The sequence below is a fragment of the Pseudoselenomonas caprae genome (assembly GCF_008271345.1).
In the GTDB taxonomy this organism is placed as follows: domain Bacteria; phylum Bacillota; class Negativicutes; order Selenomonadales; family Selenomonadaceae; genus Selenomonas_A; species Selenomonas_A caprae.
On sequence record NZ_VTOZ01000031.1, the window covers coordinates 21,006 to 36,599 of the forward strand.

The following is a 15,594-nucleotide window of genomic DNA, read 5'->3' on the forward strand; positions in this document are numbered from 1 at the left end:
GATAATGTCTTTATGAAAAGGACAACATGAAAAAACAGGTTAAGTAGGTGATGTCATTGGCAGAAAATGAAAAACAGTTTGAAGCAAACATCGAAAAGTTTTTGATATCGCCAGAAGGCGGCTATGAGCCAGCAGATGATTCTGGCTATCGGAATTCTATCGATATGGCATTGGACATTGCGATGCTGGTGAAATTTGTCAAAAAAACGCAGCCGATTATGTGGCAGCGTTTCGAACGTCAGTGTAATTCTGATCCGTTACGCAAGTTCTACAAATGCTTTGAGGATGCAGTTTTGGCGGATGGACTCATTTCTGTTCTTCGTCATGGCTTTCGGCATCGTGGCATGGATTTTAAGGTATGCTATTTCAAGCCGGAATCCACCCTCAATGAGCAGGCAGTCAAGCATTATCAGCAGAACATTTGCCAATGTATCCGTCAATGGCATTATACGGATAAGAACAAGAATAGCGTGGATATGATGCTGGCAGTCAATGGTATCCCCGTGATTGCCATTGAGCTGAAAAATCAGCTGACGGGACAGAGCATCGACAATGGCATGGCGCAATGGATGTATGACCGTGACTTTCGGGAACCGGCTTTCCGCTTGAATCACCGTATCCTGGCTTTCTTTGCGGTAGACCTTTACGAAGCCGCGATGACTACGACCTTGAATGGCGATAAGACCTTCTTCCTGCCATTTAACCAGGGCAGCAATGGCCCCGGCGCTGATGGTGGCAAAGGAAATCCCCAGACTGCGGACAATGATTATGTCACCAGCTATCTTTGGAAAACTGTCCTGCAAAAAGACAGTATGCTCGATATCCTGCAGAAATTCATAAGCTATCAGGTTACGCAGGAGAAAATCAAACAAAATGGAAAGCTGGTCAATGTTATCAAGAAGAAACTCATTTTCCCCCGCTTCCATCAGCTGGATGTTGTCCGCAAACTGATTTTCGATGTTCGTGAGTATGGTTCGGGTCGTAATTATCTGGTTCAGCATTCGGCAGGCTCGGGAAAATCGAATTCCATCGCCTGGACAGCCTATCGTCTGGCATCGCTCCATAATGCAGACAATGAACCAATCTTTACCTCCGTTGTCATCGTAACGGATCGCCGCAACCTTGACGCCCAACTGCAGGATACCGTCACAGGCTTTGACCACACCCTTGGTAGCGTCGAAACCATCGGTGAGAAAAAGACTTCCCAGGATTTAAAACGTGCCATTAACGCCGGCAAGCGCATCATTGTTACGACCCTGCAGAAATTCCCGGTCATCTACGAAGAAGTCAACGACATGACAGGGAAGCGCTTTGCCATCATCGTCGATGAAGCACATTCTTCTCAGACCGGCAGCTCAGCAATGAAGATGAAAGTGGCTTTGGCGGATACTTCGGACGCATTGAAAGAATATGCGGAAATCGAGGGGAAGGCAGAGGAAGAACTTCTGGATTCCGAAGACCGTATGGTTCGTGAGATGATTGCCCATGGGCGTCATCAAAACCTTTCCTTCTTTGCCTTTACCGCTACGCCCAAGCAGAAAACCTTGGAGATGTTCGGCACCGAATATACCGATGGTTCCTTCCATCCTTTCCATATATATTCCATGCGACAGGCTATCGAGGAGGGCTTTATCCTCGATGTGCTGCAGAACTATACGACCTACAAGACCTGCTATCAGTTAGCTAAAAACGTAGACGACAATCCCGATGTACCTCAATCCAAAGCCTTGAAGATGATAAAAAGGTTCAGTGAGTTGCATCCGTATAATATCCAGCAGAAGGCTGCCATCATTGTGGAAACCTTCCGGGATGTCACGAAGAAAAAGCTCAAGGGCAAAGGCAAGATGATGGTCGTTACCGCTTCGCGTTTGGCAGCTGTCCGCTACTTCCATGAAATCAAGCGGTATCTTGCCACGAATCATTATGATGATGTAGAAATCCTCATTGCCTTTTCCGGCAGCATCATAGACCCGGATGATTCAAGTGGCAGGGAATATAAGGAAAGCAATATGAACGTGGATGCCGAAGGCAACACCGTATCCGAAGCACAGACTAAGCAGGTATTCCATGACGAAGGCAATATCCTCATCGTGGCGGAGAAATACCAGACCGGCTTTGATGAACCTCTGCTGCATACGATGATTGTCGATAAGAAGCTGCGTGGCGTAAAAGCGGTTCAGACCTTATCCCGCTTGAATCGCTGTCATCCGGATAAGGAAGACACCTTTATTTTGGATTTCGTCAACACGAAGGATGAAATATTGGAAGCATTCCAGCCATTCTATCAGGAGACATACTTGGAGCAGGAAATCAATACGGATACCATCTACAAGGTGCAGAAGATGCTCCATGAATATAAGATTTATGACGAAAATGACATCGAAAATGTCAATCAAATCTATTTCGATGAGAATGCCCGCAAGAACAACCGGACACAGGCTGCCATAACCAATACGCTGTTGCCAGTACAGCACAAGTACAATGACCTGAATCAGGAGCAACGCTATCAATTCCGCAAGCTTTGCCGTACCTTCGTGAAATGGTACGCCTACATCACGCAGATTACGCGGATGTTCGATAAGCCTCTGCATCAGGAGTATATCTTCTGTTCCTATCTGGCAAAGGTTCTGCCCAGTGACCCGGCAACGCCGTTTGATTTGAACAATCGCGTGCGTCTGGAATTCTATAATCTGCAGAAAACCTTTGCGGGTTCCATTGAATTGGTAAAGGAAGAAAAAGGTGAGTTTGGACCTGCTAGGCCGAAAAAACCAGTCAAACAGGAAGAAACCCTAAGTCCGCTCGAAGAGGTCATCGCCAAAATCAACGAACAGTTCGCCGGGCAATTCGAGGAAGGCGACCGCGTAGTAGCTACTGTTCTCTATGAAAAGCTAAAGAATAACAAGAAACTGAAAAAAGCTGCCCAAAACAATGGGCAGCAGATGTTCATGAAAAACGTATTTCCGGGAATTTTTGATGAGACGGCACAAAATGCCTACATCGAAAGCACGGAAACATTCACGAGAATGTTTCAGGAATCGGAACGTTACCATGCTATCATGAATGCGTTGGCGTCCGTTATGTTTCATGAGTTTCAGAAATAATGTTATTGTCAGGCAGTCTGTGCGGCTGCTTCGTTGTTTTGGGTGTATTCTGCCTGGAGCTTGTCGAGGCCGGTCATGATGGCATCGTAGGTGGCCAGGCAGATTTGGGGCAGGTCTTTCTCTTTGGTTGCTGCTTGATAATCACGGCGGAAGATGGCGACGGCTTTCTCGATTTCCTGCCGGATTTCGGCAATCTTTTCGGGATTTCCCTGCGCGACATGGGCGGCCATGCTGAGGATGCAGTTGCTGACCGCCTCGACAGAATAGGGCCCGCCGGGGCCGATGGCACGGACAGCTTCCTCGTGGCTCGGGAGGACATGAGGCATGGTGAAGCGTTCGCCAAGCTGGAAATGACCGCCGGATGTGTAATAGGCCTGCCAGCTTAGATTGTCCTGGGTCTGCGCCTTGATACTATCCACAGTATCCTGGCTGGCCGAGGGCTGGGCAAAGGCCAGGTCGGCAAGCGGCGCGGCAGGAGGCGGCGAGGTCTCCGCTTCTGTCACGGCAAATTCGCTCAGGATGTCCCGGAAGGACTCGCTGGCGGCGGCAGCGGACAGACTGCTCGGAGCGGGAGCCTGGCCAGCAGGATCAGGCAGATTACGGATCTGAATATCCATGGTATTACCTCCACTTCTAAGAAAATCATATCCACTGATACTATCGGCAGGATGACAGGATTTGATAAGCACTTTTTGACTGGTCAATGGTCTCCTGACAGCCAGCTGGAGATAAATTGTTGACAGAAGGCGGTCGGTTGGGTATATAATGTCAGATACGATGGAAGAATTTGGGATTCTGTAACTAAGAAGGTATCTGGAAAATGAAAGTGAATCATACGATTGATATGCTGCATGGGCCGATTGCGGGGCCGATGTTTTTGTTTGCGCTGCCATTGGCTTTGACGGGCATTCTGCAGCAGCTATTCAACACGGCGGATGTGCTGGTGCTAGGGCAGTATGTCGGTACGAATGCGCTGGCTGCTGTCGGCAATAATTCCCCGATTATCGGCTTGCTCGTCAATCTGTTCATGGGCGTGTCGCTGGGAGCAAATGTCGTGATTGCGCGGTTTATCGGCGCGCATAATCTAAAGGAGACGACGCGCGCTGTGCATACGTCGTTTTTGCTGGCATTGATTCTAGGTTTTGCCGTAGCAGTGGCAGGGGAGCTTATGGCTGAGCCGATGCTGCGGGCGCTGGCAGTTCCCGATGAGGTCATGGAGCCCGCGGCACTGTATCTGCGCATCTATCTCCTGGGGATGCCGGCTATCGGTCTTTACAACTTCGAGTCGGCCATCTATCGCAGCCGGGGCGATACGCAGACGCCGCTCAAAGCGCTGGCGGTGGCGAGCCTGCTCAATATAGTGGGCAACCTCGCAGCGGTACTGTTGCTGGATTGGGGCATTGCTGGTGTGGCCGCGGCTACCTCGCTGGCGAACTATGTGAGTGCTTGGATGCTTTATCATAGTCTCTGCCATGAGCATGGCATCATCCGCATTGAGCCAGGAGCAATCCGCATGATTGGGCCATATGCGCGGGAAATCCTGCGCATTGGCTTGCCGGCAGGCATCCAGGGCATGGTGTTCTCGCTGTCGAACCTTGTGATCCAGGCAGCCATCAACAGCCTGGGTGCCGAGGTCATGGCGGCTTCTGCGGCAGCATTCATCATCGAAATCAATATCTATGTATTCTTGATTGCGTTCGGCCAGTCCATCACGACCTTCGTGAGCCAGAACTATGGTGCCGGCAATCTGCCGCGCTGCCGTCAGGTCACGCGTGTCGGCATGCAGGTCGGCATGGTAGTAATTGTGCTGCTGTCGGGATCGGCTTGCCTGCTGGCAGACCATCTGCTGGCGTTCTTCAACGATGTGGCGTCCATCATCGAGATCGGCCGCATCCGCGTATTCTATATTGTCGGGTTCTATGCAGTCTGCGTGTTCATCGAAGGCTTTTCAGGCGCCATGCGTGGCTATGGCTACTCTTTGCCGCCAGCTCTCTTGATGCTTGCGACGGTCTGCGGTGTCCGTATCGTTTGGATTTATACGGTCTTTGCCGCCAAGCCGACATTCCGCAACATCATGGTCTGTTATCCCATCAGCTGGACGATTACCGCTGCGCTATTGGCTGGCATTTATGGATTCTATCGCAAAAATATCAAGGTCATCCGTGTGTGATGGCCTTTTTTATATATCTTGTCATGCAGGGTATGATATAATACGAGCGTGAAACCGTTTATTTGTACGTGATTCGGAGGGATTCGCATGGAAAAACAGCTTGTGATTGGATTCATTGGCAATGGCAAGAGCACGAACCGCTATCATCTGCCGTTTGTGCTGAACCGGCCGGAGAAAATCCGGGTCAAGACCATCTATCAGCGCCGCGTGCGCCATGACATATGGCCGGCTATTGATGGTGTTCATTATACAGAAGATATCGATGCGCTGCTGCAGGATCCCGAAATCCAGGCTGTTGTCCTAAGTACACCGGCTGGCAGTCATGTGGAATTGGCGCGGCAGGTACTTGCAGCTGGCAAGCATTGTGTGGTCGAGAAACCCTTTGCCGTAAGCACGGCAGAGGCTGAGGAAATCTTTGCCCTGGCCCGTGCGAAGGGGCTTATGGTGCAGTGTTATCAGAACCGCCGCTTTGACAGTGATTTCCTTACGGTGCAGCAGGTCATTGCTTCGGGCAAGCTCGGCGAGCTGTATGAGGTCAATATGCATTACGACTATTACCGTCCGGAGGTACCAGAGCGTGCGGAAAGCTTTAGCCGGGAAGAGGCTTTTCTTTATACCCATGCCTGCCATACGGTCGATCAGGTGCTCTCGTTCTTTGGCGAGCCCGATGCGGTTCATAGCGATGTGCGGCAGCTCTTGGGCGCGGGGCGCATGAATGATTATTTCGATTTGGATTTTGACTATGGGGCGCGCAATCTCAAGGTTTCGGTCAAGTCAAGTTATTTCCGCGTCAAGCCGCGGCCAAGCTTTGCGGTCTACGGCCATCGCGGCGTGTTCATCAAGCAGACGGAGGACCGGCAGGAGGCAGATCTCAAGAAGTTCTATCTGCCCAAGGGGCATGACGATTTTGGCATCGATTTGCCGGAACATTACGGTACGTTGACGTATTATGACGAGCAGGGCGGCTACCATGAGGAAAAGGTACCGTCGATGCGCGGCGATTATGCGCGCTACTATGATGCACTCTATGAGACTATCGTGCATGGTGCGCCGCCCCTCGTGACGGAGGAACAGACAATGGCGCAGATGCGTATTCTTGAGCAGGCGGGTAAATCTTTGCTGGCGGCTATGTGATAGGGGAGGTGTGAGAAGATGAAACTGGCAATCCTTGGGACAGGAAAAATCGTACAAGAGGGGGCTTTGCCAGCCATACAACAGGCGGACGGAATCGATATTGTGGCCATTTTTGCCCGGCCCAAGAGCCAAGGCAAGGCGGAGCAGCTGGCAGCTCGCTATGGCATATCGCAGGTCTATACAGATTATGAAGCGTTGCTGGCTAATCCCGGCATCGAGTTTGTCTATGTCGGCCTTATCAATAGTGTGCACTATGAATACACGAAGAAAGCGCTGCTGGCTGGCAAGAATGTCATCGTTGAAAAGCCATTTGCCTCGACGGCAGCTGAGGTCCAGGAGCTTTGCGCATTGGCACGCGCGAAGCATCGCTATGTGTTTGAGGCCGTGAGCCTGCTTCATATGCCAAACTTTACGGCCATCCGCAAGGCTTTGCCAGATCTCGGGGCTATCCGCGCCGTTACGGCGAACTACTCGCAGTATTCGAGCCGTTACGATAAATACTTGCAGGGGGAAGTGCTGCCAGCTTTCGATCCGCAGCTTTCGGGCGGCGCGCTCTACGATATCAATATCTACAACTTGAATTTTATCATCGGCCTGTTTGGCAGGCCGGAGCAGGTGACCTATATGCCGAATATTGGCTTCAATGGTATCGATACTTCGGGCGTGGTGCTGATGCGGTATCCGGGCTTTTTCGCTACGGCATTGGGAGCCAAGGATACCGAAAGTCCCTGCTTTGTGACCATTCAGGGGGAGAAGGGCTGGCTGCGCGTTCTGGGAGCACCCAATGAACTCAAGGAGTTTGAGGTGCATCTGCATGGCTCCGGCCAGACGACGCGCTATGCGCTCAATCGCTACGGACACCGCATGGTGCATGAATTCCAGGAATTTGCCCGCATCTATGCGGCAGGTGACGAAGAAGCTATGCTTTCGGGCTTGGCTATTTCGGCCGCGGTGATGGCAACAGCTGAGGAGGCCCGCAAGCAGGCGGGCATCGTCTTTGGCTGTGATGGCTGATCGGGATATTGTCGGAATATTGCACAGACTGTCTGCAAAGAATTGTACTTGTCTTCTTTTGGCGCCCACTTTATACTTTAGATATTATGGATAAAGTGTGAGGGGGCGATGAAGTGGAGGCGAATGAACGCAGACGGAGGCTGGAAAAAGCGCTGGCGGGGACTTCACAGGACTTGCCGATTACGATAGATCAGCTGGCTAAGCTGCTGCAGGTCTCGGTGCGTACGGTGCACTATGATCTCAAGGAAATCGAGGACGAGCTTTCGGAGCAGGGGCTGACGCTTTGCCGTAAGCCGCGGTATGGCATGTGGCTGGAACGCGCCGATGAAGCAGGTACTCTTCATGCGGAGCAGCATGTATGGGGACGCAAGGAGCGGCAGGACCGCATCATCCTGGCGCTGCTTGGCGAGCAGAAATGCTCCATTGACGGGCTCGCGGAGATGCTCGCCATCAGCCGCACGACATTGCTGGCGGATCTCAAAGATGTGCAGGAAACCTTGGAAAAGCGCAATCTCGTCTACGACTCGAAGCGCGGGCTGGGGATTTGGGCGCATGGCGATGAACAGGCGTGCCGCGATATGCTCATCCATATTTTCAACCGGGCAAGCTATGATTTCCGCGGTCATTTTGATATGGCAGCGCCTTGTCCGGCCGGGCAGGAATTGTTCCGCGATTATGTGCAGGATCTGCCTGTCGAGCAGATTGCCCATTTCTTTTTGGAGCTGATGGAACAGCGTGGGATACTCGAAAATGATTCCTCGGCCAACCGCATGATTTGCGCCTTGCTCGTGCAGTTCAAACGGCTGCAGCAGGGGCATGATATGAGCTATCAGGCACCGCTGGGGTTCTTGTCCGATGAGGGCGAGCAACTAAAGCGGCTCGCAGGCGAAATCGCCCAGTCGCTTGATGCGCTGCAGCGTGGCTTCCGCCAGCCAGGTGAGGTACAGTATCTTGTCCGGGAGCTGCTGCATAGCCGTATATTCTTCCTGCCAGGAGGGGACCAGCAGCGTCAGCCCAAGGATGTCAATGTTGAGGCCGTGGATTTGGCACGGCGGTTCATCGAGTATGCGCAGGTGTGGCTCGGAGACTTCTATCTTGACGACGATGAGCTTCTCTATAATCTGGCGCTGCATTTGCAGCCAGCTATCGAGCGGGCGCATTTTGGCATTATGCTGACGAATCCTTTGCTCGGCAGCATCAAGGAGCAGTATACGTCGCTTTATGATATTGCCAACCGTGCGGCGGCGAAAATCACGGAGCATATGGGCATAGCTTTTTCCGAGGATGAAATCGGCTACCTGACTATCCATCTGGGGGCGGCGGTCGAGCGGCGCAACTTGCAGCGCAAGAAGCAGCTGTCTGTGCTGCTCGTCTGTGGCAATGGCATCGGTACAGCCAATCTGCTGGCTATGACGCTGCGCAATAATCTGCCGTATATCCAGATCGTCAAGACCGTATCGTTATATCGCCTGAGTGCTGCGGATATGGAGCATGTCGATATCATCATAAGCACTGTCGACATACAGAAGGTACCGCCGGGGATGGCGGTATTGCGCGTGTCGCCGATCCTTACTGATGCAGGCATTCAGGTCATCGAGGGACAAATCCGTTATTTCTATCATAAAAAGTATATGTCAGAGCCATTGCCAGGACAGACGGCAGCGAAAGAAAGCGGTCTCGTGGAGCTGCTGCAGGAGCCGTGCATCCGGCTCGATGGCGAGGCCGGTGATTGGGAGACCGCCGTTACGCAGGCGGGGAATCTGCTGCTGGCCGAGGGCGCGGTGACGGAGCATTATGTCCGGCAGATGGTCCGTGTCGTGCGCAACATTGGCCCGTATATTGTCGTCTGTGATGGCGTAGCCATGCCGCATGCGCATATCGAGGATGGTGCGCGCAAGGTAGCAGTAAGCTTCCTGCGGCTCAAGCAGCCTGTATTCTTCAGTGATGACAAACGGCCGGTCGATATGCTGTTTGCGTTCTCGACCACAAGCGAGAAAGCACATCTGCCGCTACTATCGGATCTTTGGCGTGTGTTCAACAGTGAGTATATGCTGCAGGCGCTGCGTACCTGTCCGGATGCCGTGTCGATGCGGCAGCAGCTGCAGCAGTTCCTGACAAAAGCATAAGAAATGCAAAAGCTTGCACAAGTATTGTGCAAGCTTTTGTTCTTGTTGCGGCCGGTTTTCATTCGTATAATGAAGGCGTAGATGAAACACAGGCTGCAGGGAGGCAGCCACAGGGTATAGAAAGGAGAGTGATGGCATGCTGGAGGATTTCGTTGGAGAAGAAGACATTCTGCTCGGAGAATCCTGCAAGGATTGGGAGGATGCCGTTATGCGCGGCGCACAGCCGCTCTTGCAGCGGGGCATCATCGAACCTGCGTATGTGGAGGCCATCAAGGCGAACCATCGGGCAATGCCATATATGGTCATTGCACCGGGCATCATGCTGGCCCATGCGCGTCCCGAGTGCGGGGCACATGGTGTGGGGCTTACGCTTATGACGCTGCGTGAACCGGTTGAGTTCGGCAGTGCGCATAATGATCCTGTGCGGCTGGTCATTACGCTGGCAACGCCGGATGAGACGAAACATCTCAAAATGTTAGAAGCACTTACGGATTTCCTTATGGTACCGGAGTGTTTGGATAATTTCCTGGCCGCTCGATCGGTCGGGGAGGCTATGGCAATCTTGAAAGGAGACGAAGGAAAATGAAGATTCTCGTATGTTGTGGCAGCGGTCTTGGCAGTTCATTCATGATTGAGATGAACATCAAGAATGTACTCAAGGAGCTTGGTGTTGAGGCGGAGGTTACGCATTGCGATCTTTCGTCGGCTGCCGGCAATAAGTCCGATATCTATGTCGGTACGCGTGACATTGCTACGCAGCTTGTCGGCTTGGGCGGTGAGGTCGTTTCGCTCAATAACATGATTGACAAGCAGGAGCTCAAGGAAAAAATCACAGCAGCTGTTGAAAAGGTGTCACAGGGATGACAAAGCTATCCTAACTGAATAAAAAGGGGGATTTACGGTGTTAAAATTTATTCTTGATATTTTAAGTGTACCGGCAATACTCATCGGTTTGGTTTCCTTTATCGGTCTTGTGGTACAGAAGAAGGGGATTTCGGATGTACTCAAGGGATCAATCAAGACGGTTATGGGCGTTTTGATCCTCGGCGGTGGCGCTGGCCTTGCCGTTACGGCCTTGGGCCATTTTGGCACGATGTTCCAGTATGGTTTTGGCATTACGGGTGTCGTTCCGCACAATGAAGCCATTGTCGGTATGGCGCTGGAGACTTATGGCACACAGACAGCACTCATTATGGCTTTTGGTATGGTGGCCAATGTTCTCATCGCGCGCTTCACACCGCTCAAGTTCATTTTCCTGACTGGTCATCATACGCTTTACATGGCTTGCATGATTGGCATTATCCTGACGGTCGGCGGCTTTGAGGGCGCAACGCTGGTCGCTGTCGGCGCAGTCATCCTCGGTCTTGTCATGGCGGTATTCCCGGCTATTGCCCATCCGGTCATGAAAAAGATTTCGGGCAGCGATGATGTAGCGTTTGGTCATTTCGGTACGGTGGGCTATGTATTTGCTGCCTATGTCGGCAAATTGCTGGGCAACAAAGAGCAGAGCACGGAAGATATCAATTTCCCGCAGGGCCTTGCGTTCCTGCGTGACTCGTCGCTGGCTATTTCGCTTGTCATGCTCGTGCTGTTTTTGATTGTCGCTCTTGCTTGCGGCCCAGAATATGTAGAAAAAGAGCTCAGTGGCGGCCAGAACTTCCTCGTATTCTCCATCCTGCAGGCAATCACGTTTGCTGGCGGTGTTTATGTCATCCTCGCCGGTGTCCGCCTGATCCTGGCAGAAATCGTGCCGGCTTTCACGGGTATTGCTACGACGCTGGTTCCGAATGCTAAACCGGCAATCGACTGCCCGGTTGTATTCCCGTTCGCTCCGAATGCCGTACTTATTGGCTTCCTGTCGAGCTTTGTCGGTGGCGTTATCGGCATGGGCATCCTGCTTATGATGGGCACGTCGATGCCGTGGCTGCCAATCATCCTGCCGAGTGTTGTCCCGCATTTCTTCTGCGGTGCTACGGCTGGTGTATTCGGTAACGCAACGGGCGGCCTGCGCGGCTGCATCTTTGGTGCTATGGCACATGGCTTGCTGATTACGTTCCTGCCGATTCTGTTGATGCCGGTACTTGGCAACCTCGGTTTTGCCAATACGACGTTCAGCGATGCGGATTTCTGCGTCGTCGGCACAATCCTTGGCAATGTTATCAATCTGATTAAATAATGGAGCGGTGAATTATGATGGAAGTACAGAATCTGCCGGAACTGGCGGTTACGGTACGCGAGGATATCCTGCGCATGACCCATGCAGCTGGCAATGGCCATCCAGGTGGCAGCCTTTCGGCCACCGATTATCTGGTCTGGCTCTATAATCGGGAAATGAACGTCCGTCCGGACGAACCCTGTTGGGAAGACCGCGATCGTTTCGTATTGTCGAAGGGGCATGTCGTGCCCGCACTCTATGCGGTGCTGGCACATAAGGGCTATTTTCCGGTGGAAGATCTTCTGACCTTGCGCAAGCCGACATCGCATCTGCAGGGCCATCCCAATATGAACGATACGCCGGGTATCGATATGTCTTCAGGATCGCTGGGGCAGGGCATCGGTGCAGCTGTCGGCATGGCCAAGGGGGCAAAAGTGCTCGGTAAGCCGCTCAGCGTCCATGTGCTTTTGGGAGATGGCGAATGTGCAGAAGGCGAGGTCTGGGAGGCAGCGCTCTACGCAGCTCACTATAAGCTCGATAATCTTTGCGTGGCCGTTGATGTCAACGGTTTGCAGATTGACGGCACGACGGCTGAAGTCATGAACACTGCGCCGCTTGATGCGAAATTTGCGGCGTTCGGCTTCGATGCTATCACGGTCGATGGACATGACTTTGCAGAAATCGCCAAGGGCTTTGCCCGTTTCCACGAAAATCAGGGCAGCGGCCGGCCAACGGTTATCCTGATGAAGACGGTCAAGGGCAAAGGTGTAAGCTTTATGGAAAACAATCCGGGCTGGCATGGCAAAGCACCGAATGATGAAGAATTGGCGCAGGGGCTGCGTGATCTGGCGGCCATCCGCCAGCAGTTGAAGGAGGGATGAGGCATGGCAGAACAGAAGAAGATTGCAACGCGTGACAGTTTTGGCCGTGCCCTGGTGGAACTTGGCAGACAGCATAAGGAGATCGTGGTCATGGATGCCGATTTGGCAGGGGCGACGCGCTCGGGCATGTTCAAGAAAGAGTTCCCGGATCGCTTTTTCGACTGCGGCATAGCTGAGGGCAATATGATGAGTGCCGCTGCTGGTCTATCATCGATGGGTCTTGTTCCCTTTGTGTCCACGTTTGCCATGTTTGCCGCTGGCCGTGCTTTTGAGCAGGTGCGCAACGGCATCGGGTATCCGCACCTCAATGTCAAGATTTGCGCGACCCATGCAGGTATTTCTGTAGGAGCTGATGGAGCGACTCATCAGTGCTGCGAGGATTTTGCGCTGATGCGCAGTATCCCGGGTATGACAGTGCTTTGTCCGTCCGATGATGTTGAGGCGCGCAAGCTGCTGGCGGCGGCGTATGAACTTGAGGGGCCGGTATATTTGCGGTTTGGCCGTCTCGGTGTGCCCGTATTCCATGACGAGAATGCAGAGATTACCATCGGCAAGGGCGAAATCCTGCGCGAAGGCAGCGATGTGGCCTTGATTGCTACGGGCATACTGGTGCCAGAGGCGGTAAAGGCTGCAGAAAAACTGGCGGCAGCAGGCATCGAGGCCCGCGTCATCAATATGGCGACTATCAAGCCGCTGGACGAAGAATGCGTCCGGCAGGCAGCTAAGGATTGCGGTGCAATCCTTACCGTTGAGGAACATAACATCATCGGCGGTCTTGGCGAAGCTGTCTGTGCAACTGTGGCAGAAACGTGTCCTGTGCCGGTATGCCGCATCGGTGTCCGGGATTGCTTCGGTCATTCAGCCGCAGCGGAAGAATTACTCGCCGAGCATGGACTGACAGCAGAAAGCATTGCAGCCAAAGCACAACAGTTTGTTGCTCGTAAGGGCTGATTTGAATTACAAACAAGAAAATAATCCCTATCGCATAATACAGCGATGGGGATTATTTTTGCTTTTGCAAGCAATATTTGAAAAGGTTTGATTTTTTAAGGTAGACATGTTTCCATATAGTGTAAATTGTGCTAAAATGAGTGACAAAGGAGATGTGTAATTATGTTAAAACCACACAAATTAGCAATCATTGGACTTGGACATGTTGGCTCGGCGGTGCTCGCACGGGCGATTGCCTGCCAGCTGGCAGCGGAGATTGTCTGCATTGATATCAAACCGGAGGTGGCGCACGGCGAGGCTGTCGATGCGACGCATTCGATTGCCTGTGCTTTGACGCCGAATGTCCATGTATATTCGGGCGGTTTTGAGGAATGCCGCGATGCCGATGTCATCATTTGCGCGGCAGGCCCGAGCATCCTGCCGGGCGGTGTCATGGATCGCTTGACGCTGGCCAAGGAGAATATAGCCGTTATCCGTGATGTCATGGGCGAGGTAACGAAGTATACGCGCGATGCGGTTTTCATCATGATTACGAATCCGCTCGATGTCACGACGCATGTGGCGGCAACGGAGTTTGGCTATCCGGCAGGCAAGGTATTCGGCACGGGTACGACGCTGGAGACCATGCGTTTCAAGAGCATCCTTGGCGCGCATTACCATGTCGATCCGACGGATGTCCAGGGGTATATGCTCGGCGAGCATGGCAACTCTGCCTTCCCGGCTTGGAGCACGGTCAGCATTGGCGGTGTGCCGCTGGAAAAACTCGATATGTTCTACGATCATGAGACGGACTTTGACCGTGAGGTTGTGGCAGGTGAAGTTGTCAATACGGCTTATGATGTGCTAAAATCGAAGGGTTGGACGAATACAGGTATTGCGATGGGCGCCTGCCGTCTGGCCAAGGCTGTGCTCTACGATGAACATGCGGTACTGACTGTTTCGACGCCGCTTGGCGGCGAGTATGGCATCGAGGATGTGTCGCTGTCCCTGCCGAGTGTGATTGGCAAGGATGGTGTACTCAAACGCATCCCGCTGCCGCTGCCGGCTGAGGAAGAGGAGTTGCTGCATAAGAGTGCGGACAGTGTCAAAGCTGTCCTGCGGGCCAATGGTGTAATCAGCTGACGCAGGCGCAATTTTTCATAGCGAGGGGAGTTTGACAGATGCTCTATACACTGGAAAATGAAACACTTTGCGTATTGGTACGCAGCCATGGCGCAGAACTGCGCTCTATCAAGGAGCGGGCAGACGAGACCGAATATCTTTGGGATGGCAATCCGGAATGGTGGAAGTACAGCTCGCCAGTACTGTTTCCGATTGTCGGCAAGCTGCGTGATGGCAAATACCGTGTGAGCGGCACCGAATACGAACTGCCAGGCCATGGCTTTGGCCGCATCTCTGACTTTGAGCTCGTATCGCGGCAGCAGGACAGCATCGAATTTGCGCTGGAATGGACAGAGGATACCCTCAAGGTTTATCCGTGGAAGTTTGCGCTTTATGTAAGCTATGAGCTGGAGGAAAACAAGATCAAGGTAATCTGGCGCGTCAGGAACCTTGACGAGAAGCATATGGTATTCTCGATTGGTGCGCATGGCGCTTTCCGCTGCCCCATCGTGCCGGGGGAGAAATTCGAGGACTATTACCTTGCGTTCAATGAGGCCGAGGATATGCGGAACCTGCCGCTTGACAGCAAGGGACAGTTCCAGCGTGAATACGGCAACATGGCCGTCAAGGGCACGAAACTGCCGTTGAACTATGAAATGTTCCGCAACGATGCCCTGGCCTATGCCGGGCAGAAATCCACGCAAGTCAGCCTGCGCTCGACGAAGAGTGAAAAGAGCCTGACGGTCGAAGCCAAGGGCTTCCCCTACTGGGGCTACTGGACGCCGGACAAAGGCGGCGCACCGTTCCTCTGCATCGAACCGTGGCATGGACATGCCGACTATGTGGACTTTGCCGGAGACTTCAAAGACCGCGAAGGCAGCGAAGAGCTCGCACCAGGCGAAGAAAAGAAATTCAGCTATACGATTGCGATTGGCTGAGTAAATTAATAGGTAGACATACG

Annotated in this window: 13 protein-coding genes; 12 read left to right on the plus strand and 1 reads right to left on the minus strand. The window is 52.6% G+C overall.

Annotated elements, in window-relative coordinates:
• Positions 1–56 precede the first annotated feature (56 nt).
• The gene (locus FZ041_RS12290) at positions 57–3,101 is read left to right on the plus strand and encodes a type I restriction endonuclease subunit R (RefSeq protein ID WP_149189769.1); all 3,045 of its coding nucleotides are present in this window, start codon (positions 57–59) and stop codon (positions 3,099–3,101) included.
• A gap of 8 nt (positions 3,102–3,109) precedes the next feature.
• Here the strand turns inward: FZ041_RS12290 and FZ041_RS12295 are convergent, their stop codons facing one another.
• On the minus strand, positions 3,110–3,718 hold the full coding sequence (locus FZ041_RS12295; protein ID WP_255449401.1) for a hypothetical protein: 609 nt from the start codon (positions 3,716–3,718) through the stop codon (positions 3,110–3,112).
• A 203-nt stretch (positions 3,719–3,921) separates the two neighbouring features.
• Here FZ041_RS12295 and FZ041_RS12300 point away from each other — a divergent pair, with 203 nt between their 5' ends.
• The 11 genes from FZ041_RS12300 to FZ041_RS12350 all read left to right on the plus strand — a co-directional run bounded on the left by FZ041_RS12300 (position 3,922) and on the right by FZ041_RS12350 (position 15,571).
• Complete coding sequence (locus tag FZ041_RS12300) at positions 3,922–5,271, plus strand: MATE family efflux transporter (protein WP_222931165.1); 1,350 nt, start codon at positions 3,922–3,924, stop codon at positions 5,269–5,271.
• A gap of 87 nt (positions 5,272–5,358) precedes the next feature.
• Positions 5,359–6,405, plus strand: coding sequence for a Gfo/Idh/MocA family oxidoreductase (locus tag FZ041_RS12305; RefSeq protein WP_149189770.1), 1,047 nt, complete (start codon positions 5,359–5,361; stop codon positions 6,403–6,405).
• Positions 6,406–6,423: 18 nt separating this feature from the next.
• On the plus strand, positions 6,424–7,419 hold the full coding sequence (locus FZ041_RS12310) for a Gfo/Idh/MocA family protein (RefSeq protein WP_149189771.1): 996 nt from the start codon (positions 6,424–6,426) through the stop codon (positions 7,417–7,419).
• 113 nt (positions 7,420–7,532) lie between these two features.
• The gene (locus FZ041_RS12315; RefSeq protein ID WP_149189772.1) at positions 7,533–9,545 is read left to right on the plus strand and encodes a BglG family transcription antiterminator; all 2,013 of its coding nucleotides are present in this window, start codon (positions 7,533–7,535) and stop codon (positions 9,543–9,545) included.
• 136 nt (positions 9,546–9,681) lie between these two features.
• Positions 9,682–10,131, plus strand: a complete 450-nt coding sequence (locus FZ041_RS12320) for a PTS sugar transporter subunit IIA (RefSeq protein ID WP_149189773.1) — start codon at positions 9,682–9,684, stop codon at positions 10,129–10,131.
• Positions 10,128–10,409, plus strand: coding sequence for a PTS sugar transporter subunit IIB (locus FZ041_RS12325; RefSeq protein WP_075430070.1), 282 nt, complete (start codon positions 10,128–10,130; stop codon positions 10,407–10,409). Before FZ041_RS12320 ends, FZ041_RS12325 begins: the two co-directional genes overlap by 4 nt.
• 37 nt (positions 10,410–10,446) lie before the next feature.
• On the plus strand, positions 10,447–11,721 hold the full coding sequence (ulaA, locus tag FZ041_RS12330; protein WP_075444171.1) for a PTS ascorbate transporter subunit IIC: 1,275 nt from the start codon (positions 10,447–10,449) through the stop codon (positions 11,719–11,721).
• Between the two features lie 17 nt (positions 11,722–11,738).
• Positions 11,739–12,581, plus strand: a complete 843-nt coding sequence (locus FZ041_RS12335; RefSeq protein ID WP_222931167.1) for a transketolase — start codon at positions 11,739–11,741, stop codon at positions 12,579–12,581.
• A gap of 3 nt (positions 12,582–12,584) precedes the next feature.
• Positions 12,585–13,532 (plus strand): transketolase family protein, encoded by a 948-nt coding sequence (locus FZ041_RS12340; protein WP_149189775.1) that lies wholly within the window; start codon positions 12,585–12,587, stop codon positions 13,530–13,532.
• Between the two features lie 162 nt (positions 13,533–13,694).
• On the plus strand, positions 13,695–14,654 hold the full coding sequence (locus tag FZ041_RS12345) for an L-lactate dehydrogenase (protein ID WP_075444162.1): 960 nt from the start codon (positions 13,695–13,697) through the stop codon (positions 14,652–14,654).
• Between the two features lie 38 nt (positions 14,655–14,692).
• Positions 14,693–15,571 (plus strand): aldose 1-epimerase family protein, encoded by an 879-nt coding sequence (locus FZ041_RS12350; RefSeq protein ID WP_149189776.1) that lies wholly within the window; start codon positions 14,693–14,695, stop codon positions 15,569–15,571.
• Positions 15,572–15,594: the final 23 nt, after the last annotated feature.

Excerpts from the sequence above, each read along its gene's own strand:
- FZ041_RS12345 (WP_075444162.1), top strand. The coding sequence starts at position 13,695 with ATGTTAAAACCACACAAATTAGCAATCATTGGACTTGGACATGTTGGC.
- FZ041_RS12300 (WP_222931165.1), top strand. The coding sequence starts at position 3,922 with ATGAAAGTGAATCATACGATTGATATGCTGCATGGGCCGATTGCGGGG.
- FZ041_RS12310 (WP_149189771.1), top strand. The coding sequence starts at position 6,424 with ATGAAACTGGCAATCCTTGGGACAGGAAAAATCGTACAAGAGGGGGCT.
- FZ041_RS12325 (WP_075430070.1), top strand. The coding sequence starts at position 10,128 with ATGAAGATTCTCGTATGTTGTGGCAGCGGTCTTGGCAGTTCATTCATG.
- FZ041_RS12295 (WP_255449401.1), bottom strand. The coding sequence starts at position 3,718 with ATGGATATTCAGATCCGTAATCTGCCTGATCCTGCTGGCCAGGCTCCC.
- FZ041_RS12305 (WP_149189770.1), top strand. The coding sequence starts at position 5,359 with ATGGAAAAACAGCTTGTGATTGGATTCATTGGCAATGGCAAGAGCACG.
- FZ041_RS12350 (WP_149189776.1), top strand. The coding sequence starts at position 14,693 with ATGCTCTATACACTGGAAAATGAAACACTTTGCGTATTGGTACGCAGC.
- FZ041_RS12335 (WP_222931167.1), top strand. The coding sequence starts at position 11,739 with ATGGAAGTACAGAATCTGCCGGAACTGGCGGTTACGGTACGCGAGGAT.
- FZ041_RS12340 (WP_149189775.1), top strand. The coding sequence starts at position 12,585 with ATGGCAGAACAGAAGAAGATTGCAACGCGTGACAGTTTTGGCCGTGCC.
- FZ041_RS12320 (WP_149189773.1), top strand. The coding sequence starts at position 9,682 with ATGCTGGAGGATTTCGTTGGAGAAGAAGACATTCTGCTCGGAGAATCC.